The sequence below is a fragment of the Clostridium sp. CTA-17 genome (assembly GCF_054767895.1).
In genome coordinates this window covers 25,843-48,629 of sequence record NZ_BAAABF010000012.1, presented here as the reverse complement: position 1 = coordinate 48,629, position 22,787 = coordinate 25,843, and the positions used below count along the sequence as shown (strand labels likewise).

General features: G+C 27.7%; 20 protein-coding genes. 7 read left to right on the top strand and 13 right to left on the bottom strand.

The features are described 5' to 3' along the window. Nucleotides 1–7: 7 nt before the first annotated feature. Nucleotides 8–1,561, bottom strand: coding sequence for a DUF1002 domain-containing protein (locus ACYUCG_RS14185; RefSeq protein ID WP_460268783.1), 1,554 nt, complete (start codon nucleotides 1,559–1,561; stop codon nucleotides 8–10). A gap of 443 nt (nucleotides 1,562–2,004) precedes the next feature. Between ACYUCG_RS14185 and ACYUCG_RS14180 the strand changes: the two genes are divergently transcribed. Both ACYUCG_RS14180 and hydG read left to right on the top strand, forming a co-directional pair. Beyond that, the gene (locus ACYUCG_RS14180; RefSeq protein WP_003448558.1) at nucleotides 2,005–2,256 is read left to right on the top strand and encodes a TM1266 family iron-only hydrogenase system putative regulator; all 252 of its coding nucleotides are present in this window, start codon (nucleotides 2,005–2,007) and stop codon (nucleotides 2,254–2,256) included. Nucleotides 2,257–2,361: 105 nt separating this feature from the next. Further along, nucleotides 2,362–3,783 carry a [FeFe] hydrogenase H-cluster radical SAM maturase HydG gene (gene hydG / locus ACYUCG_RS14175; protein ID WP_460268782.1) on the top strand — a complete coding sequence of 474 codons (1,422 nt, stop codon included), beginning with the start codon at nucleotides 2,362–2,364 and terminating at the stop codon, nucleotides 3,781–3,783. Between the two features lie 265 nt (nucleotides 3,784–4,048). Here the strand turns inward: hydG and ACYUCG_RS14170 are convergent, their stop codons facing one another. The 5 genes from ACYUCG_RS14170 to ACYUCG_RS14150 are packed head-to-tail and all read right to left on the bottom strand — an operon-like array spanning nucleotide 4,049 to nucleotide 8,425. Continuing rightward, nucleotides 4,049–4,327 (bottom strand): hypothetical protein, encoded by a 279-nt coding sequence (locus tag ACYUCG_RS14170; RefSeq protein WP_060796388.1) that lies wholly within the window; start codon nucleotides 4,325–4,327, stop codon nucleotides 4,049–4,051. Between the two features lie 45 nt (nucleotides 4,328–4,372). Further along, a complete protein-coding gene (locus ACYUCG_RS14165; RefSeq protein WP_283681941.1) occupies nucleotides 4,373–5,233 on the bottom strand; it encodes a hypothetical protein in 861 nt (286 codons plus the stop codon). Nucleotide 5,234: 1 nt separating this feature from the next. Further along, nucleotides 5,235–7,445, bottom strand: a complete 2,211-nt coding sequence (locus tag ACYUCG_RS14160) for a heavy metal translocating P-type ATPase (RefSeq protein ID WP_415320251.1) — start codon at nucleotides 7,443–7,445, stop codon at nucleotides 5,235–5,237. A gap of 23 nt (nucleotides 7,446–7,468) precedes the next feature. Further along, entirely contained in the window at nucleotides 7,469–7,843 is a 375-nt protein-coding gene (locus tag ACYUCG_RS14155) for an HMA2 domain-containing protein (RefSeq protein WP_460268781.1), read from the bottom strand. Nucleotides 7,844–7,855: 12 nt separating this feature from the next. After that, nucleotides 7,856–8,425 carry an HMA2 domain-containing protein gene (locus ACYUCG_RS14150; protein ID WP_415320253.1) on the bottom strand — a complete coding sequence of 190 codons (570 nt, stop codon included), beginning with the start codon at nucleotides 8,423–8,425 and terminating at the stop codon, nucleotides 7,856–7,858. 522 nt (nucleotides 8,426–8,947) lie between these two features. On the opposite strand from ACYUCG_RS14150, the gene ACYUCG_RS14145 reads away from it, so the two are divergent. The 3 genes from ACYUCG_RS14145 (at nucleotide 8,948) to ACYUCG_RS14135 (ending at nucleotide 12,474) form a co-directional block, all read left to right on the top strand. Next, entirely contained in the window at nucleotides 8,948–9,880 is a 933-nt protein-coding gene (locus ACYUCG_RS14145; RefSeq protein WP_415319663.1) for an AEC family transporter, read from the top strand. Nucleotides 9,881–10,088: 208 nt separating this feature from the next. Beyond that, complete coding sequence (locus ACYUCG_RS14140; protein WP_060796394.1) at nucleotides 10,089–10,373, top strand: hypothetical protein; 285 nt, start codon at nucleotides 10,089–10,091, stop codon at nucleotides 10,371–10,373. 778 nt (nucleotides 10,374–11,151) lie between these two features. Next, a complete protein-coding gene (locus ACYUCG_RS14135; RefSeq protein ID WP_283681946.1) occupies nucleotides 11,152–12,474 on the top strand; it encodes a GTP-binding protein in 1,323 nt (440 codons plus the stop codon). A 137-nt stretch (nucleotides 12,475–12,611) separates the two neighbouring features. Here ACYUCG_RS14135 and ACYUCG_RS14130 read toward each other — a convergent pair whose 3' ends face one another. The 4 genes from ACYUCG_RS14130 to ACYUCG_RS14115 form a co-directional block, all read right to left on the bottom strand. After that, complete coding sequence (locus ACYUCG_RS14130; protein WP_460268780.1) at nucleotides 12,612–13,484, bottom strand: DUF975 family protein; 873 nt, start codon at nucleotides 13,482–13,484, stop codon at nucleotides 12,612–12,614. Nucleotides 13,485–13,595: 111 nt separating this feature from the next. Then, nucleotides 13,596–14,336 carry a DUF975 family protein gene (locus ACYUCG_RS14125; protein WP_139932530.1) on the bottom strand — a complete coding sequence of 247 codons (741 nt, stop codon included), beginning with the start codon at nucleotides 14,334–14,336 and terminating at the stop codon, nucleotides 13,596–13,598. Nucleotides 14,337–14,539: 203 nt separating this feature from the next. Further along, on the bottom strand, nucleotides 14,540–14,956 hold the full coding sequence (locus tag ACYUCG_RS14120) for a hypothetical protein (RefSeq protein ID WP_415319666.1): 417 nt from the start codon (nucleotides 14,954–14,956) through the stop codon (nucleotides 14,540–14,542). Nucleotides 14,957–15,097: 141 nt separating this feature from the next. Then, a complete protein-coding gene (locus ACYUCG_RS14115; protein ID WP_415319667.1) occupies nucleotides 15,098–16,276 on the bottom strand; it encodes a hypothetical protein in 1,179 nt (392 codons plus the stop codon). Between the two features lie 639 nt (nucleotides 16,277–16,915). Between ACYUCG_RS14115 and ACYUCG_RS14110 the strand changes: the two genes are divergently transcribed. Next, nucleotides 16,916–17,869, top strand: coding sequence for an L-lactate dehydrogenase (locus ACYUCG_RS14110; protein ID WP_003475322.1), 954 nt, complete (start codon nucleotides 16,916–16,918; stop codon nucleotides 17,867–17,869). A gap of 331 nt (nucleotides 17,870–18,200) precedes the next feature. Here ACYUCG_RS14110 and ACYUCG_RS14105 read toward each other — a convergent pair whose 3' ends face one another. The 3 genes from ACYUCG_RS14105 to ACYUCG_RS14095 form a co-directional block, all read right to left on the bottom strand. Further along, nucleotides 18,201–18,473, bottom strand: a complete 273-nt coding sequence (locus tag ACYUCG_RS14105; protein WP_003448587.1) for a hypothetical protein — start codon at nucleotides 18,471–18,473, stop codon at nucleotides 18,201–18,203. Between the two features lie 329 nt (nucleotides 18,474–18,802). Beyond that, nucleotides 18,803–20,551, bottom strand: coding sequence for a dihydroxyacetone kinase subunit DhaK (gene dhaK / locus ACYUCG_RS14100; protein ID WP_415319668.1), 1,749 nt, complete (start codon nucleotides 20,549–20,551; stop codon nucleotides 18,803–18,805). A gap of 25 nt (nucleotides 20,552–20,576) precedes the next feature. After that, nucleotides 20,577–21,707 (bottom strand): glycerol dehydrogenase, encoded by a 1,131-nt coding sequence (locus ACYUCG_RS14095; RefSeq protein ID WP_060794571.1) that lies wholly within the window; start codon nucleotides 21,705–21,707, stop codon nucleotides 20,577–20,579. A 577-nt stretch (nucleotides 21,708–22,284) separates the two neighbouring features. On the opposite strand from ACYUCG_RS14095, the gene ACYUCG_RS14090 reads away from it, so the two are divergent. Next, a complete protein-coding gene (locus tag ACYUCG_RS14090) occupies nucleotides 22,285–22,635 on the top strand; it encodes a DsrE family protein (protein ID WP_003459957.1) in 351 nt (116 codons plus the stop codon). Nucleotides 22,636–22,787 lie beyond the last annotated feature (152 nt).

Below are 22,787 nucleotides of genomic sequence, written 5' to 3'. Positions count from 1 at the left end.
CTATTTTTTAGTTATCATCAGGATCTCCATATCTTCCTGTCTCTGGATTATATTCTCTTCCTTGTTCATCATGAAGTGGAACCTTCTTACCATCAACTATTATATAATCATTATTTCCATCTGAATCTTTTCCAGCATCTTCAGTTTCTTGAATATGGCCATATCCACCAGTAACAGGATTATACTCTTCACCCTTTGAATTATATCTAGGAACTACAGTACCATCTTGAAGTTTTATAGTTTCCTTACTTTTATCCTTTGAATTGGTATTACTTCCACTATTATTTTTATTTGAATTACCCTTTGATGAATTTACATTATTTTCAGATTTATTGTTTTGTGACTCTTTAGCACCTTGAGTATCCTTATTTTGAGATTCTTTATTGTTTTGGACATCCTTATTCTGTGAACTATTCACCTTATTTTGATCTCCTTCAGTATTAAAACCACCTTGCTTATTACCATTGGCATTATAAGTTGCTTTCTCATTAGAATCACTTGATTGTAATTTATCATCTACATTATTTTTAGTTTCACTATTATCCTTAACCTCATCATTTACTGAAGTTCCTACATTATTTAGTTGATCTTTGTTTATCATATTACCATCTTTATCATATGTAACTCCATTTATAGTAACTTCTCCATCTCCAAAGTGTGATATAAACCAATCTTTTATATCATTGCAAACACTTAGAATTTTATTTAATATCCTATCTAAAGTTCCACTCTCTTTAAGCTCTTGTCCATTTTCTTTTAAAGCTTCTTGTATATTATTAGAAATGCTATCAAGTTCTCCTTTTAAGCTAGAATAATCTAACCCTAAGGAATTTATATTAGCTAAAAGGCCCACTAATTCTTGCTCTTGTGTTGGAGTCAACTCAATATTATAGTTATTTGTAATATTATTTACTATTTCACCAACCTCTTTATCATTTTTAGGTTTATCTTTTATTACCTCTTCTTTAGCCTGGTTTACTATAGCACTAGCTCCATCTTTTCCAATATCTTGTCCTTCGCTATTTTTAGCATTAGCTAAATTATTTGTTATGCTTAATTCTTGTCTTGCCACTTCTTTATTTTCAACTGGTATATTTTCTCCAGTAGCCTTTTCAAAAGCTTGAAGGACCCCAGCTAAAGCTGATGTACCTGTTACCTTAAATGGTGCTGTAGCAATAACATCAGCATCAGTAACCCCTGATGTTAATAAGGCATTACTTAACATAGTTGGAGTAACCTCTGTTAAATTATTTGTTTTTACCTTTATGCCATAACCTTTTTCTTCTATCTTAACAAAAGCACTTGAATAAGCATTTCCTTTAACTTCTCCTGATATTTTAGGCAATCCAAGTTGCTCTCTTATTTCATTAACATTCATAGTTATAACCTTAACATCATTAGGCTTAACTCCGAATTCCTTAAACATCTCTTGTTTTTGACTTGAATTTAGATTAGCTCCTAAAGTTACTACTTCCTTAGTATCGGCAAAAACTGTTGTAAATGAGCCAATACTTATTGCTCCAGCTAATATCATTGCTGTTATTAATTTATTTCTCTTCATTTGCCTTCTTCCTTTCTAAGCATTCATATCAAAGCTTAATCAAAAATATATTAAATCCTACACTATATTTTCAAGTTATAATTAGTATATAAATGACTTTGCCATAGCCTAATTTAAAGTAAAACTTATTATTTTAAAAGTATAATAAATTTAAATCTTACTTTAGATTATATCAAAATAAATTCTCAAAAGTTTACAAATTGTTTTAATTCAGTATAAAACTTATATTTTTCTATACTAGAAATTTAATCTATATTTTTGAAAATTTTGTAGTATAATTATACTATGTCTTCTTTGTTGCGAGATGCTATATAAAAATACTTCTTTCAACTGAGAAACCAGTCAAAAAAATAATATAAATATACTTTATCCCTAATTGTAAGGAATTCTCTGAACAAAAAGGTAATAAAAAATTTTGAAATTTAGAAAGGTTTGATGACAGTATGAGTACTAGAATTGCCGTTGTTGGCATTGTTATTGAAAGCCTTGATAATATAAAAGAAGTAAATTCTATCTTAAGTGAATACGACAAATTAATTGTTGGAAGAATGGGGTTACCATACAAAGAAAAAAACATTAGAGTTATATCTATTGTAGTTGATGGAACCACCGATGAAATTTCAGCTATAACAGGAAAAATAGGCAAACTTAAAGGTGTTTCCGTTAAAGCTGCCATATCTAAAACTAGCTTTTAGCTTAATCGCTTTAAGCCTCTTAATCATTGAGTTCCCATAAGTATATTTTAGTTGTTTATATTATTTTTTGACATACCCTAAAAGTAATTTTAAAGGAGATTTGTTATGTTAAAAGATAACGAAAAGTACAATGCTTTAGATTTTATTAAGGATGATGAAATTAATAGTCTTATAGCAAAAGGAAAAGAGCTTGTTTCTGACAAAGAACTAGTTAGAGAAATCATTGAAAAAAGTAAAAGTGCAGAAGGGTTAACACCTGAAGAGACTGCTGTTCTTCTTAATCTTGAAGATAAAGAGCTTATTGAAGAAATGTTTAAAGCAGCTAGACAAGTTAAGGAAAAATTATATGGAAAAAGACTTGTTGTATTTGCACCTTTATACGTAAGTAACTATTGCGTAAATAACTGTACTTACTGTGGATATAAACACTGTAATGATGAGTTAAAAAGAAAGAAACTTAACAAAGAGCAACTTATTGAAGAAGTTAAAGTTCTTGAAAGCCTAGGTCATAAGAGAATAGCACTTGAAGCTGGGGAAGATCCAGTTAATGCTCCTCTAGATTATATTTTAGATTGTATAAAATCAATATACTCAATTAAATTTGATAATGGATCAATAAGAAGAATCAATGTTAATATAGCTGCAACAACAGTTGAAAACTATAAGAGACTTAAAGATGCTGAAATTGGAACATATATCTTATTCCAAGAAACTTACCACAAACCAACTTATGAAAAATTACATGTAAGTGGTCCAAAACATAACTATAATTATCATACAACAGCTATGCATAGAGCAAGAGAAGCTGGTATAGATGATATTGGTATGGGAGTTCTATATGGACTTTATGATTACAAGTATGAAACATTAGCAATGCTTATGCACGCAATGGATTTAGAAGAAACTACAGGGGTTGGTCCTCATACTCTATCAGTTCCAAGAATAAGACCAGCTGAAAATGTTAGCTTAGAAAATTATCCTTACTTAGTTGATGATGAAGATTTTAAGAAGATTGTTGCTATCTTAAGATTAGCAGTACCATATGCAGGTCTTATACTTTCAACAAGAGAAGAACCAGGCTTAAGAGACGAAATAATAGCTCTTGGAGTTTCTCAAGTAAGTACAGGTTCATGTACAGGTGTTGGTGGTTATTCAGAAGCATACAGTGATCCTGAGGAAAAACCACAATTTGAAGTTGGAGATCATAGATCACCAGTTGAAATGATAGAAAGCCTTATGGAAGCTGGATATATACCAAGTTATTGCACAGCTTGTTATAGAGAAGGTAGAACTGGTGAAAGATTTATGGACATCGTTAAAAGTGGTGAACTTTATAAAATATGTGAAGCCAACGCTTTAATAACCTTAAAAGAATTTATTGATGATTACGGCACAGATAGAACAAGAGAAATCGGAGATAAATTAATTAAAAAATCAATAAATGAAATAGATAACGAATCATTTAGAAAATCTGTTGAAGAAAAAATAAATAAGATAAGTAATGGTACTAGAGATTTAAGATTCTAGTTAATTAAATATATTGTAACTTTTTATATCACATTAATTCACTAGCTTTAATCAATTAAAGTTAAAGATTATTTATTCATGCAAAACCTGTATTAAAGATTATAACTTTAACTCCACATTAAAATTTATATCTTTCATATGGGTACAAACTAACAATCAAAATCAAAACTAAAAATCAATTTATAATTAATATATAGCCAGCGTAAGCTGGCTTTTTTTTTATAAAAAAAAGGCAACCTTAGTTGCCCTATAAATTTTCATACCTTTATTCAGTAATTAATTCTTCTTCATCTTTAGCTGAACTTGTTATTGCTAACTCTCTTTCAGCAATTAAGTCTTCTAAAGTTTCTTTAGTTTCCATTAATTCTTCTAATGACATTGAAGCATAGTCTCTTCCTAAATCATTTGAAACATTTATTCCTTGTTTTCTTAAGAAATCATCAACCTTAGCTTGATTTTTCTTATATACATAGTATCCTGCAGCACATATACCAACCCCAACTAATGCTCCTGTTATATGGTCTTTGTTTATCCCTTGTATCATATTAAATTCCTCCTTAATTGTTTAATCTTATAATTTATTATAAATTTAATTTATAGCACCTTTATATACTTGTCTGCTCTTATCATTCATTCCCATGAAAGCCGGTCCATTTTCAAATCCAGCAAATAAACTTCCTTCATGCTTTGACATGCCTTTCCCAGAAATCATAAAGGACTTACCTATAGTATTACCCTCTGTCTCTATAAACTTCTCTAAAAATACCCTAAGCATGTTTGCACTCTTAGATGATTCAGTATCAGGCATAACTGATATATCATAGTATGTTTCATTTGAACACTTATTCTTAAATTCCTTAACTGATATAAGCATTCTTCCATAAGACATTTCTAATATATGTCTTCCAAAAGTAGCTCCCCAAGTTATGGCTGATGGCATTAAGAATTTACCTTTTCCTATTGAATTCATTAAGTACATTACAGAAACAACCTCAGGATCAAAATATCCTTTTTCATTTATTTCTTTATAAGCATGCTCTCCAATAGCTCCTATAGTAGTACCTACTACTGCCCAATTAATAAGTTCTGAAATTTTAGGATTCATAGGTATATATCTACTAACTCCACCAATTATAAGTGTAAGTAAAGAATAATACGCCATAGGTGGCATATTCTTTTTCTTTGAATTATAAATAAGTCTAACAGGTATTAAATCATAGTTCTTTGAATACATTGCTATAACTCTCATTATTACTTCATCTTCTGAAATTCTATAAGAATTATATTCTACAACTATAGATTTAGTTATATCTGTATATCTAGCTGTTCTTATTCCATCCTTTTTAGTAAGCTCTTCCATTACAGCTAAACTATTTCTAATAGGATGGGAAAGTTTAAACCTTATTCTATCTTTAATTTTATGAGCAACAACAATAGTAGGATTATTCATTTTAAGCACCTCTTTCCATATTGAAGAACATAAGTCTTAAAGAGTTTGCAACTACTAAAATAGTACTTGAGTTATGTAAAACTGCTCCAAAAAATACTGGTAATACACCTGCGGCGCTTAGTATAAGCCCAGCACTATTTATACCTATAACTAGTCCAAAATTTTGTTTAACAACATTCATAGTTTTCTTTGATAAATCTATTATTGTAGGTAACATCATTGGATTATCACCTTGAATAGTTATATCAGCAGCTTCCATGGCCACATCAGTACTTCTTCCACCTAAAGCTATTCCTACATCAGAATAAGCAAGAGCTGGTGCATCATTTATTCCATCTCCAACCATCATTACTCTTGAACCAGATGCTTGATATTTTAAAACTTCTTCAGCCTTATCTGAAGGTAAAAGCTCAGCCTTATATCCATCAACACCCATAAGCATTGCAACTTCCTTAGCCTGTTCTTCTAAGTCACCAGTTAAAAGTAAAATATTATCTACTCCTTGATATCTTAAGTTATTTATGGCCTTTCTCATATTTTCTCTCATCTTATCCTTAATAGCTATTATGGCAATTAATTCTCCATCATATGCTACGTATATAAGATTTGAACTACTATTACTTAATTCTTTTTCATCAGAATCAACCTTACTCATATCAACCTTATTTTCTTCTAAGAATACCTTACTTCCAACAAAAACTTTTTTACCATCTAAATCAGTTTCCATACCTCTTGCAATATGAGTAATAACAGGACCATGTTTAGGTACCTCTATGCCCTTTTCAAGAATCTTAGTCATTATAGCAACTGACATTGGGTGAGAAGAAGTTTCCTCCGCTGCCCCTGCTATTTTTAGTACATCCTCCTCTGATAAATTCCCATTAAGTAATTTTATACTTGTTACAGCTGGCTTTCCTTCTGTTAAAGTCCCTGTTTTATCTAGAATTAATGTATCTGAATTTGATAATGCTTCTAAATAATTTCCACCCTTTACTAGAACTCCATTTCTAACAGCATTATTTATGGCAGCTGAGAAGGCTGTAGCCGTTGACAACTTGATTCCACATGAGTAATCAATAATCATCATATTTAATGCTCTACTTGGACTCTTAGTAAACATATATGTTAACCCTGCAAATAAGAAGTTAAATGGAACCAAATAGCTTGAGAACTTATCTGCATAATCCTGAATAGGAGCTTTTTTAGATGCCGCATCCTCAACTAAATGAATTATTCTAGATACAACAGTATCATCTCCTGCCTTTTCAGTTCTTACTGTTATGCTTCCACTCTTAATAACTGTCCCAGCAAAGACACTATCTCCAACCTTTTTAATCACTGGTACAAATTCACCAGTTACAGAAGCTTGGTCTACAACAGCCTCTCCTTCAATAACTTCTCCATCTACACATATTTTTTCTCCTGTGTAAATAACAACCTTGTCCTCTTTAACTATATTATCTATTGGAACTTTTTTAAGGCTTCCATCCTCATCAATCCTCCAAACTTCTTCCTCTGCTACAGAAAGCATGTTTTTTATAGAATCTCTAGTTCTCTCCATAGTGTATATTGTCATGAGTTCTGCTACATCTGATAGTAAAGTAACCATAAGAGCAGATTTATCATTACCTAGCATTAAGCTTGCTGCTATAGAAGTTAGTGTTAAAGTATCTGCATTAGGTCTTTTATTTTTTACTGCCCCTCTAATTCCGTTATCTAGCAAACCTTTATTTAGATATATGCTAGCTAAGGCTGGTACAGTTAAAAACTTTCCTAAAGATCCAAATCTCTCTACACTATATAAATCTCTTAAATTCAATTTTTCTTTTACCACTGAATAGCCTAAAACACCAACATTTATTGCTAATCTCTTTAGTATATCAACTGAAGTTTCTTCATTTTTCTCAACACTATTTACATCTATCTTTTCTTTTCCTCTTAATGCAGTAAAAACTTTTAAAGAGTATTCCTTTAAAATATTATCTACTCTATGTATTATTCTGTCTTCACTTATGTTTTTATCATAGTTTATTAAAATAGAACCTGTTATAGTGCTAATCTCTAAAGAATTTACAATTGAGCTATTAGAAATTTTATCTTCTATCTCTTTTTTGTAATCACTTAAATACTTTAAGCCCTGGCATCTAAGTCTAATTCTTCCTGCCATGCTGTGTTTTATAGTACTTTTCAGTAGCAAATCATTTTTTCTCATATTATTCACTACTCCTCTTTAAACTAAATTTCTTTTAAAGCTTCATCTAACTGTTGTTCTATAGTCTTAACAACGTAATCTAAATTAGTTTCACCATATTTTTCAATTAAGTCATAGTTCTTTATTCCTATAGCCTTAACCTTATCTACCCATTTTAGAATTTTCTTTTCATAAACCTTATTTATATCGTAGATAACTAATATACTACCTGTTACAGTGTTAACTTCCACCTTTTCAATTCCATCTAATTTTTGTAAAGCTTGATGAAGGAATTTTTCATAAATCCTATATTCATCAGGTATCATTTTTAAAGAGTTCATTTTAAATCTTATTCTTCCTGGTATGCTATGAGATACCTTTATTTTAGCTAGTTGAGATATTATCATCTTCTTAAACATTATTACTTCCTCCTATAAACCTGCATATGCCCATCTAACCATGGTATATCCATTAGGCAACATCTTAGGCATTTGTCTTATTCCTCTTATACCGAAGAATAATACTATAAGAATATATATAGCTTTTATATCTGCAATACCTCTAGTTTTATTATAAATAGCTAAATTTACTGCCTCTTTCATATTTCCCATCTCTCTAGTAATAAGAGATTCTTTTTTCTTTACAAGCTCCCCTTCTAATTGAAGTAACTTTGCTACTACTCCAATTAATAAAGCTGGATCTATTTTTTCTGGGTCATACTTTATTGTTAAACTACCTGTAATATTGTTTATTTCAATGTGCTTTATAGTTTCTACCCTGCTTAATTGTTCTAGTATAATTCTTCTACTTGCTTCATCATTTTTAAGCACTGGCACATATAATCTAACTCTTCCTCTTATGCTATGTTTAACTTCTATAACTCCAATAAAACTAGGTAAATTTAATGAGTTTTTGTTATGCTTCTTTTCTTTACCTACTAATTCACTGACTAACTTCCCAGCTAAAGTAAATAATAAAAATCTTAAGTACCTATTATTCATTTGCCCTCCTAAGTTTTCTTACTAGTATATTTATTTTATTAATATTATTTTTATCATATTGTTCTTTTATAAAATTCAAAGTTTATTTCTATAATATCAACGTAAAACCATTCATATTACTAATTTTTTTGATTTGTTATAAATATCTTAAAATAGTTATTATTAATTAATATTTTATTAATTATATCATATTCTATTTCAATTTTAATCACATTTTTGTTAAATATAACTTATTTTCCACCTATTTCTTTACCCTCCCAAAGAATGTCTTTCTATTCTCTAAACTTACTGATATATACTTTCATAAGCTTTAATCAAAATTTCTTAAAGTATAAATAACTCATAATAAAAATTAAACTTAGAATGATATATCCTTTTCACAAACACTTGATAAATCAATAATTTCAGGTTTTAATTTGAGTAACTTTAGTCAAAAATGGGCAAATTAATTCACCTTTATCTATGTTAATATTAAACTAACTATGGTTTTAACTTTTTTATTTGAGAGGAGACTTAAAAGAAATGACAGGAGTTATGTCTAATGTAGTCCCAATAATACTTCTTATATTATTGGGATACATTATAAGAATTAAAGGTTTGCTAAAAGCAGAAACTATGATCGGTATTAAAAAACTTGTTTTAGATATATCATTACCAGCTATATTATTTTCAACCTTTCTTAATATGAATTTTGAAAATGGCTATTTTTTAGTTATATTAATATCCTTTGCTATGCTTTGTGTATTTTTTCTAATAGGATTTTTTATTAATAAGTTTAAGCCCCTATACCACCCCATGAATCCCTTTGTATCCTCAGCCTTTTGTTTTGGATTACTTGGTATTCCTCTATTTGGCACAGTTTTTGGATCAGAAAATTTAGGTAAAATCTCTATACTAGGAGTTGGTAATGAACTTTTTTGTTGGCTTGTATATTATAATACTTTAGAGCTTAGATTTAATGATAAGAAATTCTCAATACACATATTAAAAGAGTTATTTAAATCCCCACTTTTAATAAGCATATTTGTAGGTATGATATTTAATATTTTAGGTTTTGCAGAACTATTTAGAACCAACGTATTACTTATTGGTTTTTATAGCACTATTCAGTACATAGCAAATTTAGGTACTCCACTAATATTGCTTATAATTGGATTCACCTTAAGATTCAATAAAGAATATACTAAAAAAAGTATTAAATTTGTAACAATTAGAATGATAGTAATACTTGTAGTTGGTTATTTAATTAAATTCTTGATAATAGACAAGCTCATAGTTGAAGACAGGATTTTTAATTATGCATATTTTACATTTTTAATACTTCCACTACCATTTTCCTTACCTATTTTTTCAGGTAAACATTGTCCAGAATATGAAGAACTTATAAACAACACTGTTATATTATCTACAATATTGTGCATATTAATCTTTATCATATTCATATTATTAATATAGAAAGTTTAATTCGAAATTATATTTTCTTTAACTTTCTCTTATTTCCTTAATTTATTAACTAATCCCTAAATATTTTTATAATAATTCTCCTTAAAATACATTGTTAAAAATTTGACTATTAAATGTAAAGGTTGTAAAATGTAATTAAACATTATGTAAATATTAGGAATGATTTGAGAGTTTGACTTATTGTGAGGGAGGTTTTTTTATGGCAGTAGATCAAAATTCATTAGAAAGAAGAACTTGTTGTAATATACACAAAATAGTTTTAACTTTAGAGAAGGGTTTTTCTTCTATGGAATCTTTAAAATATGCAGTTATAACTCACCTTCAAAATGAAGGATATAGATGTAATGATACAAAAAACAATATTGGAGATTATCCACTATTAAAAATAAATGCTAATGACTTCTTACTAACTATAAAAGATATAGATGAAAATGCTTTAAATTTCCAAGAATGTAACGAGGTAGTTTTGGTACCTCATCACTAAATTTAATAATTTGATTACAATGGACAACTTCTTTCTTCAAGAGTTGTCCTATTTTATTTTTTAGTTTTATATTCTTCACTTAAAATCCTCTTCTAATCTCATACTCAAAATTATATAATTATTCTTGAATAATTTTTATAATTTTATTTACTAAAAACATATAACAAATCACAGATTTTCTAATAACTTTTAGTAAAATAATAATTATCCTTCTATTATTTGATGCTATTTTTAAGCTAAAATTTCTATTATTAAGCTTATTTTCAATTAAACTTAAAGAAGCAAATTTTTATTTATATTAAATACTGTAATTTTTATTACTTATATACATAGTATTTATTTATGGTTTTTTATATAAAAAAATTCAACATATTTATATTACATTTTTTTCCTTATCAATATTTAGTATGTATATAAATATGACACAACTATATATTGTGAATAACTCTCAAGTTATCCACAACCCTATGTGGATAACTTGTTTTAAAAGAAAAAAATTATACTATTTTGTCATTATCTTTTAATAAGATTTACTCTTTAAAAAAGTAATTTTTTCAAAAGATAAAAACTCCTGTAAATGGCTATATTAAGCCATTTATAACTGTAATTTTTTTACTTTTTTCACAGCTTATTTTCATTATTTAATTAGAATTTGAAAGTGAAAATTCAATAAAAAAGTTATCCACAGGTTTATTCACAATTGAAAATATTTTCACACAAGAATTAATACAAGGAGGTGCAATTCTACTATTTATATCTTGCAATAGTAGAAAAATTTATGAGTAATTTTAATGAAACTCCTAGAGGAAGTAGAATACATATTTCTCTTTTTGGTAAAACAAACTCTGGGAAATCTAGCATAATAAATGCCTTAACAGGTCAAAATATTTCTCTAGTATCAGACTTTAAAGGGACAACAACTGATCCAGTTTATAAAGCAATGGAACTTTTACCATTAGGACCTGTCGTTTTCGTTGATACAGCTGGTTTTGATGATGAAGGAGAAATTGGTAAACTTAGAGTTGAAAAAACTGAAGAGGTTGTAGGAAAGACTGATGTAGCTCTTATAACTCTTTCACTTTCTGAAATACTAGAGTCAATAAAATCAAACATAGAATTTAAAGACATGCTTTCTAAGGAAATATTATGGCTTAATAAATTAAAAAAAGCCAAAAAACCAGCTATACTAGTTATTAATAAATGTGATTTAGCTCCTAATAACCTAATTGAGTCTAAAATTGATTTAAAGGATATTAATAAAACAAATGAATCTAATAAAGATTACTTTGTTGATACTAATTTAAATAATTTTTTAAAAGAAATTGGTGAATTATTAGGAATACCTTATGTTGCAATAAGTGCTAAAAATAACTTAAACATAAATGAATTAAAAAAGAAACTTGTTAATGTATCACCCTCTTCAATAACTGAAAGCCCAATAATAGGTGATAAAATCAAAGCTGGAGATAAAATTCTTTTAGTAGCTCCTCAAGATATACAAGCTCCTAAAGGAAGACTTATACTTCCTCAAGTTCAAGTATTAAGAGATATATTAGATTATGGCGGAATACCAACTATGGTTACATTAGATAAGTTAGATGAAGGATTAAAAATCTTTAATGGTAAACCCGATTTAGTAATCACTGATTCTCAAGTATTTAAACAAGTTAATGCAAAATTAGATAGAAGTGTTCCTCTTACTTCCTTCTCAATACTTATGGCTAGATACAAGGGGGATTTAGATAAGTTCTATTCAGGAGCCAAAGCAATAAAGAATCTTAAAGCAGGTGATAAAGTTTTAATAGCAGAAGCTTGTACTCACCATCAATTAAAAGGTGATATAGCAAGAGAAAAATTGCCTACCTGGCTAGAAGAAACTTGTCCTGGAATAATAGTTCATAATTGCTCTGGTAAAGATTTTCCTAAAAATCTTAATGAATATGCCCTTGTAATTCATTGTGGAGGATGCATGTTTAACAAAGCTGAAATAATGAATAGAATAGGAATATGTGATGACGCTTTAGTTCCTATAACAAACTTTGGTACATCAATTGCAGAAATTAATAATATATTAGACAGGGTAATGGAGCCCCTTAAGTAAATATTTTTAATTAGTATTAATCTAAAGTAATTTCTATTAGTAAATTCATTACACTAAAAAATTAAATAGTAATATATTTTTACTAAAATAAAAATGCCTAAGAAACACATTTTAATTGTATTTCTTAGGCATTTAAACTAATCTCTAAATTCGAAGTCCTCTTCTTCAACTTCAATATCCTGATTTAACTCATCTTTTCCTATTTCTAATGCTCTTTCTGAAATTGAAAGATAATAAACTCTATATATAGTATCTCTATATACAAAGAACCATATTAATCCTATAGAGAAAATAGGTAATATCTTTACACTTAAGTTCATTAAAACAATAATTATACTTCCTAATACTATAGGTAAAACAGCTAGTATTGCCCATCCTATAAAACTTAAAATTAATACGAAAAGCTCCCATTTATGACCTTTCATCATTTTAAAAGCCTTTCCTACAGCTTCCCATATACCAAGTTCTGGCTCTTCAACTATAATATATTTAACAGGGAAAAAGAATAATGAAACTATAATATTATAAATAGCTACTATTAATATTATTATAATAAAAATACCTATATAATCCTTTAATATATCTACATAATTTATAGAAGCCATAAATAAATACTCATAAAAATGATTTGATATTATACTAATAAATGATACCACAGCAATTATTGATGCTATAAGTGATATTGGAAGCTCAAATAATATTAAAGCAAGGAACTTCTTAATAAAATTTCTCCATACTTTACATGAAGGAATAGATTCTTTTAATCCAACCTTATCATCTCTATCAACTAATTTTATTACAAATACTACAAGCAAAGATTCAAGAAAAGGTCCTAATAAAAAGCTATTTCCTAAATTCAAAATTGAACTTAGCCCTATACTTTCTACATTTGATATGAAATACGTAACTAACCCTTGTACTCCTAAAACTATTAATACAAGTAAAAGAAAGTTTGTCCATCTTCCTCTTAGCTTATCTTGTGATAAACTTTTTATTTCTTTTCTGGTCATAAAATAATCACTTCCTTCTATTTTTAATAAAAGATTAACATCATATCAAATTTATGTCAATTCTGTAAACTCCAAAAAAAGACTGTACCCATTGAGGATACAGTTCTAATTTTAATTTATTTCACTTTCTCTTCCTGTAATTGAAAGATAATATATTCTTAAAGTAACTTGGATATATGGTAAAAGCCATAACAATCCTATTCCAAGGGTTAATACTGATAATATTAACCATCCTAAGAAGCTAAGTCCCATAATAAATAGTTCCCATTTATGACCATTCATTATTTTAAAGCTTCTTTTAACAGCTTCCCATATTCCACAGGTATCTTCAGCCATTAAATATGGTAATGGGAATAATAAAATTCCTACTATAGCAGCTAAAATTAATACTAATATAACTATTAAAAATACTACTCCCCAAATTCCTATCATAGGATTCATAGATATTTGTCCAGTAAGCATTGCACTATGTAATGATGTTATAGATAACACTAAAAATATATTTCCTAAAAACACAACTAAAAGTATAGGTATGCTAAAGATCATAGTAACTATCATACTTATTATAAATCTTCCCCAAGCCTTAACACTTGGAATAGCCTCACTTAAAGATACTACCTCATTACTCTTAACAAATTTAATTGTATATATAATCCCTGAAGCCGTTATGGCTGGCATTAATAAAAAGTTATTAGCTATACTTAAAATATTAGAAGTTATTCCTTCAGTTCTTCCAACAATCTCACTTGCTACAAATTCAATTATTGCTATGATTAAAGTTAATAAGACAATATTAAACCATCTACCTTTTAACTTAGATTTAGCAATACTTTTTATCTCTTTTCTATTCATACTCTTTTCACTCCCTTCTTCTGCTAATAAGATATTAACCTCCTAAGGCTCTTACTGTCAAACATTTCAAGTTATATTTATAAATAATAAAAAAGTATTGTATAAAAAGCAAATAATAAAACCATTATATTTTAAATAGCTTATTTTAGGAGATAAGCATAAGTTTTATTATCTTATTTTATACAATACTTCTTTAAGTCATACTATTCTTTTCCCAATAAAAAATCTATAGCTTCTTTAAGCTCTTTTTTTAACGTCCATGTGAAATAATTTTTTTCTTCCTTTTCATCATATATCTTTGATCCATTTAGAATAATAAACCAATGTCTAAATTTATATTTCCAACTTCCTATTTCACTTGTTTCTTCTAAATTTATTCCCAATTCTGTTTCTATTCTTTTACACATTTTTTGAATTCTAGTACCAATATCTCCAAATTCTAAATGTTCTCCTATTAAAGAAGTCTTAAGAGGTTGTCCATTACTAGAATGTAAATTAAGCAATATTTTCATATCCCTTAATCCAATTAAATTACTATTTCTTAATATATTAATCCATTGTTCTTTAGTAATATGATTAGTTAAAACCTTTTCATCGAATTGCTCTTTTTTATACTCCACTCAAATCACTCCATAAAACAACATTCTATATAAAAAATATACTAAGAACCAAATATAATTATATTTGTCCTTAGTATATTAATATTCCGCTTAATATATCATTATGATTTTTTTAATGTTAATTTACATAAAATTTAAAGCTTAATTTATTATTTTGACATTCTTTATATTACACATCTTATTTTTCTTATAACCTTTTACTCTTTCTAGCTTCATAAGTGTGCTTCTCATATACGGGCTTAGTACTCCTTCATATATCTTTATTATGTATCCATCCTTAACTAAGGCTAATCTATATATGGGAATATTATTATATAAACACATATAAAATGCAGGTTTATTAGTTTCTTTACTATTAAATATAATCTTTTCTTTATTCTCGATTATACTATTTATCTCCTCACTAGAATTATCTATTAATATCATATTTTCTTTTTTCATCTCAGAATACAATGCTCGTCCAATTCTTTGAATAGCTTGTTCTCCATCAACAAAATTAGCTCCTTGAAAATTATTTACTAAAACTAATTTATTTACATCATATTTATCTAATTCATTTGTTTTACACTCAAATTTACCTAATATACTTAAGGCTAAAATAATTAGTATAATAGAACCTCCAATATATTCTAATAATATAGTTTTATTTTCTATAATAAACTCTGTTAAAGCCAACATAATAGCCAAATTAATCCATATACCATGCTTTACATTTATAATTGATAAATAGCATATATATATTCCGGCTAAAAATATAAAAATATTAATTATATTTCTTTCAACATTATTTCTTTTTCTAATAAATGAAGCACTTCCCATTATCAAGGTTACAAAAGCAATAGCAAGTATGTATGGTGAAAATCTCTTAACAATTAGCTTAAATGTATACTTATTTTCAATATTTTTTATTTCTCTATTTACATCTCCGTATAATTTTATTCTATCACTTTTAGATAAGTTATTTTTATCTATATATGGTCTAATATAGGGCTCTAAATACCTATTTTTATCTTGTCCAAAATATATAGTATTCAAGGCCATAAGTTTATATACTTCTATATCTTTATCTTTTGAATATGAAGCATATATATCCTCAAGTGATTTATCACTATTATGTAATTCATATTGGAAAAACTCACTATAATCATTTCTAACTATCTCTGCAATTAACTTTCTTGTTTCTCCTGGATTTATTAAATTACTTACAGTAACTATGCAAGAAAAAAGAATAATTATAACTAACCCTAAATATCTATAGAATCTATATTCATATTTTTTTTCGGCATCTTTTTTAATATATTTTTTTTCTAATTTTTTCAAAGATGCTCACCCCTTTAAAATCATAATAAATAGCTTTTTCTATTTCCATTCAATTATATACTATTTTTCCCAAAATATCACTTTATCATTATATATATTTTCTTTTAAATCTTCCTTAAAACTAAACTAAGAGGTTATATCAAAACTTTAATACAAAACTTATATATTTTTAAAATTAATAAATTGCATTACTAATTTATAAGTTTCATATTAGAATTTATTTTGATATAACCTCTTAATTCTTATAAGAGTTAAAATTAAATTTCTAAGCCCCATTTCACTTTTTTAATTTAACTCTTCTTTCCCTATAAAATAATATTCTTAATAAAATATATTTAAGTTTTTAAAGATATTTTTCTTTATCCTAAAGCCCACAAATTTATTGCTTATTTACTTATTCAATCTTTATACTATTAAATATATTTTCTTCAATATTTATATTCTCTTCTAAGTATAAATATCCTTCTAATTAGAAAGAATATTTTTATAAACTTTTTAGATTATAAGAATAAATACCTATTTAAATACTCTAAACATAGAAAATAATAGAAAAACTACTTGATAATAATAATTATTTGTTATATAATTAACTTATAATTCAGAGTAATTAACTAGGAATTAGTTTAGGAGATGATATATATGATAAGAGAAAAAACTAATAAAATCTCAATAATAGGTGCAGGATTCGTTGGTTCAACAACAGCCTTCGCATTAATGCAAGATGGATTAGCATCCGAAATAGTAATTGTTGATATAAATAAGGATAAGGCACATGCTGAAGCTATGGACCTAGCACAAGGTGCGGCATTTGTTAAATCTGTTGATATAAAATCAGGAGACTATGCAGATACAAAAGATTCTGACATAGTTATAATAACTGCTGGAGTTGGTCCAAAGCCAGGCGAAACAAGATTAGATATTATAAATAAAAACTTAAAAATCTTCCAAAGTATAGTACCTGAGGTCGTTAAGTATAGCCCAAACTCAATACTTTTAGTAGTATCAAACCCAGTTGATATTTTAACTTATATAACTTACAAGCTTTCTGGATTCCCTAAAGAACGTGTTATTGGATCTGGAACTGTCTTAGATACTTCAAGATTAAAATATATGCTTTCAGAACATTTTGATATAGACGCTAGAAATGTTCACACATATATAATTGGAGAACATGGTGATTCAGAAATAACAGCTTGGAGCTTAACTAATATTGCCGGAGCAAATGTTGAAGAATATTGTAAAACAGTTTGCGCTAACTGCGATGGTTCCTTCAAAAAGCAACTTCCTGAAAAAGTTAAAAATGCAGCTTATGAAATAATAAATAGTAAAGGCTATACAAACTATGCTGTAGCTCTGGCCGTTACAAGAATAGTTGAAGCAATCCTTCGTGATGAAAATGCTATTTTAACTGTTTCTTCTCTATTTGAAGGCCAATACGGAATTGATAATGTTTATTTAGCAATGCCTACTATAGTTGATAGAAGTGGAGCTAGACAAATTCTAGATGTCCCTATATCAAATGAAGAAAAAGAAAACCTAATAAAATCAGCCGAAATTTTAAAAGGTCATATAGCTAATTCAGAATTAGATTAGCATATTACTTCAGGTGTAAGCTTTAATTTACTTACACCTGAAGTAAATTAAATTTCAAAACTATACTTTATACTTTGAAATTAATTAATGTTCAAATAAATTTTGAATATTAATTAGCATCAAAGCTAACAAATTTATATTCCTTAATTACATAACCCTTTTAATAAAAAAGAGTATAATGCAATATTTTCATTGCATTATACTTTTTTTATTACTATTTCTTAAAACTAAAATTAAGCAAAATAAAAAGACTATATGCACTTACGGGATATTACATACAGTCTTTTTACATCAAAAGTAATGTGAAAATTTTATTTAATTATTTAAAATATTATTCTCTTGATTCTATATCAGCTTTTAATTCTTTAGCAAATTCTTTAGCATTTTCAGCTTCTTCTTTTATTTCTCTATCTAACTCTTTATTGATAGCTTTTCCTAATTTAGCTGCTTCTTTTTCATCTTCTTTGTAAGCTTTGCTATCTTCATCAAGAACTTTTACATCCTCTTCAATTTTATCAATCATATGAGCTTTTATGTCTTCTACACATGATTTTTCTACATCAGCCATAACTTCATTTTTTAATTCTTCTACTTTTTTACTCATTTTATACCCCTCCTAAAAACAAACATAATTAATGAACATTTTGTTAACAATGTTTACAATTTAATTATATCACTCTTATTAAAATAAATAAATACTTCTTTATAATAATTATTATTTTATCAATTTAAACATTGTCTACTTAAAATTTATCATTATTTTATGAACAAAATTACATAAAATAAATCAATTAATTTTTTATATTATTAAAATAAAAAAAGAATGTATTAAAGACAAATGTGAAATGTTTGTTATAACAAGATTAATCCTTTAATACATTCTTTTACTCTATAAAACTATTTGAATTATTTAACTATATAACATATCTTAATTTATTTAATATCATTTGATATTTCAGTGAAGATTACGCCTAAACCATATGCTCCTGCATCTGGATAACCAATACTTCTTTCACCTACTGTACCAGCTCTACCCATGCGAGCTACTATTTCTTCTGTTTTCTTAGCGCCTAAAACTGCTGCTTCTGCTCCATTTTTAAATGCTTCTTTGAAGTTTATTCCTTCTTCAGCACTATTTGTCCAAGAATCTGCACAAGGTACTAAAGCATCTATTAATGTTTTATCACCAACTACAGCTCCTCTTCCAAATGAACGCTCTCCAGTTTTTTGAATTCCTAATACTGCTTCTTGCATCATTTCTGCAAAATCTTTAACTGTTAATTCATCTTTGTTTATGACATTTTTGCTTGCTGCTCTGAAAGCTGATCCCCATATTGGACCTGATGCTCCACCACAGTGCTCCATTATAACTAATGAACAAGCATTTAAGAACTCTGATATATTTAAGTTTTCTATTTTTAATATATCTTTCCACTCTCTTTTAAGTATTCTAAATCCTTTGGCAACACTCATTCCAAAGTCTCCATCACCTGCATGAGAGTCTAATTCACAGAAAGGTACTTCATTATCAATTATTACTTCACTCATTTTATCTAATATATAAATCATATTCTCAAGTGAAATCTTTTCGTTCTTTATTTCTTTGAATGATTCACAAGTTTCAACTTTATATGATACTGGAATTTCTTTTTCTTCAATTACTACTTCTTCATATTCATTCATATCCATATGATTAGCAACTTTAAATGCTGGAGTATCACACTCATCTTTCATTAACTCTTTTAACTCATCATCAAGTTTCATTATTGATAATGAAGCTCCAGCCATATCTATACTTGTCATATAGTTACCAACGAAGTTTTTACAAGCTTTAATTCCTCTTTTATGTAATTCTCTAAATACTGAGTTGTTTAATAAATATAACTCTTGAAGCGGAGTAGCTCCAAATCCATTTACAAGAACAACTACTTCTTCATCTTTATAATCTAATTCATTTATAAGTTGATTAACCATTCTTTCAGCTAATTCATCTGCTTTAGCTATTTTTTCTCTACGAATTCCAGGCTCTCCATGTATTCCAACTCCATATTCCATTTCATCTTCACCTAATTCAAATGTTGGAGTTCCTTTAGCTGGAACAGTACAAGATGTGAAAGCAAATCCTATACTTTTTACACTGTTAGCAGCTTTTTTAGCTATTCTTTTAACTTCTTCTAAGCTATTTCCTCTTTCAGCAGCAGCTCCTGCTATTTTATGTACTAAAACAGTCCCTGCAACCCCTCTACGGCCTACAGTATATAGACTATCTTCAACAGCTATGTCATCATCAACCTTTATGTAATCAACTTTTATTCCATCTTCTATAGCAAGGTGAGCTGCATTTTTAAAGTTCATCATATCACCACTATAATTCTTAATTATAAGAAGTGTACCTTTATTACTCTTAGATACTTTTATAGCTTGATAAATTTGTATTTGTGAAGGTGAAGCAAATACATCTCCACATACAGCTACATCTAACATACCTTTTCCTATAAACCCTGCATGTGCTGGTTCATGACCACTTCCACCACCACTTATAAGTGTTACCTTATTTTCATTAATATCTTTCTTTTTAACAACCTTATACTTGTTTAAAAATTCTAACTCTGGGTGTGCCATAACCATTCCGTTACACATTTCTCTTACTAGTGTTTCTGCTGAATTCATTATTTTCTTCATGTTAAACTCTCCCTTGCTATTAAAATTATTTTCTATTTTTGTAGTCTTTACCTATCTTATCTGCTAATTTAATTGCTGATACCACTTCTGAAACTTCTATTCCAAATGGCATTGAGTAAATTGACTCTTCTGGTATACAAGCTTTTTCTGCAACTTCAAATAATTCTTCATCTGAAACTTCTGTTACACCTATATCTTCAAGACATACTGGAAGACCTATTTCTAAACAGAAATCTAAAACTTCATATAATTCTTCTTTTGGTGCATTTTCAAGAACTAATTGAGCTATTGTTCCAAAAGCAACCTTTTCTCCATGGAAGTATCCATGTGTTCCTTCTAATATTGTTAAACCATCATGTATAGCGTGAGCTGCAGCTAATCCACCACTCTCAAATCCTAAACCTGATAATAATATGTTTGTTTCTACTATGTTTTCTAAAGATTTAGTAACACAGTTGCAATCACAAGCATCTTTAGCTTTCTTTCCGTCTTCTAATAATGTTTCATAGCAAAGCTTAGCAAGTGCTAATGAAGCATTTGTTCCGATTGCTGGTCTACATTTTTCTTCTCTTACTCCACATGGTAATCCCGCATTGACTTTAGTAAATGAACTTGATGTTGCTCTTGCTTCAAAGTAAGTTGATAAAGCATCTCCCATACCTGCTACTAAGAAACGAGTCGGAGCTTTTGCTATTACCTCTGTATCTACTAAAACAACACTTGGGCTTGCTTTGAAGTATGCATAATCATCAAATGATCCATCTTCTGTATATAAAACTGCTGAGTGACTAGTTGGAGCATCTGTAGCTGCTATTGTTGGTACTACTATAAGTTTTTCACCTTCAGCAACACATTTAGCTGTGTCTAAAGCTTTTCCTCCACCAAGTCCTACTGTACAATCACATTTCATTTCCTTTGCAAGATTTTGAAGTCTTTTAACTTCTTGGCGTGAACATTCACCTTTAAATCCGCCTTCTACAAATTCAATGTTAAATTTCTTTGCTGTTGCATCTAATTTATCTTTAACTCTCTTTATATCTTCTGGATGAGCTATTAAAAGTGCTGACTTTCCGTAAGTCTCTACAAAGTAACCTAAATTAAGTAATTCATTTTCTCCTTGAACATATTTTGTTGGGCATATAAAAGCCTTTCTCATAAAATCATCTCCTCAATAAAATCATTTACTAAATGTTATGATGCTATTATAAACTCAATTGCAAACTATTACATTGAAGTTTACTGATATAATATCGGACAATCTTAACTCATTTGCAAACATTTTCACAAAAACATAGGATTTTTAAAACTTTTATAGCAAACGTATTCAAAAAATCCAATTAACTTTATATCTAATTTCTTTTATATTCTAATCATTATAAAAATACACATATTTAAGTTTTAAATACAAATTATTAAAAACTATGATTATAAAATTGTAATAAATCTAAATATTATTAAAATAAATCTATTATTTTAATAATCTTATTTTTATATTATTTGATTATTTATTTTTAAAGGAATATATTAAAGACAAGGTTGTTGATGTTAGAAATTTTGTTCAAAGTACTGTTAAAAATCCGCTTAGTAAATTTAGACAAAATAATCTATTTACTAAGAAGTAGTCCACTTCTGTAAGTGGTTATAGAACAAAGAAATAACATCAGCAACTTTAAAATCTTATTTAATATTTATATAATACCTTAGAAATTAATCTAAGTTTGGAAGTGGTTAAGTTGAAAATTATATTTCATATTGATGAGCCTAATAAATGGCCTATGGTTTTAGAAAATTTAAAAAATGTATTAAATAATGCTAAGGAGACTAACAGAAAATATGAATTAGAAGTGTTAGCAAATTCTATGGCTGTATTTCAGTTAAGAGAATTGATAGCTAGAAATACTCATCTAATAGATAAAATTATTGAACCTGCTGAACAAGGAGTAGTTTTTGCAGTATGTAATAACTCACTTAATAAATTCAATATATCTAAAGATGAATTGTTCTCTTTTTGTAAGGTAGTTCCTGCTGGAATTATTGAACTTGCTGAAAAGCAATCAGAAGGATATCTATACATCAAACCATAAAATTTAACATAACTTACTACCCTTTAAAATTTTCTAAAAAACTCTATGTTATAAATCATAGAGTTTTTTTACTTTTCTAATTTTATACTTTATTAAAGATTTACTTATTTGAATTTATCTCATTTAAATTCATTTCAAATCACTACACCAAT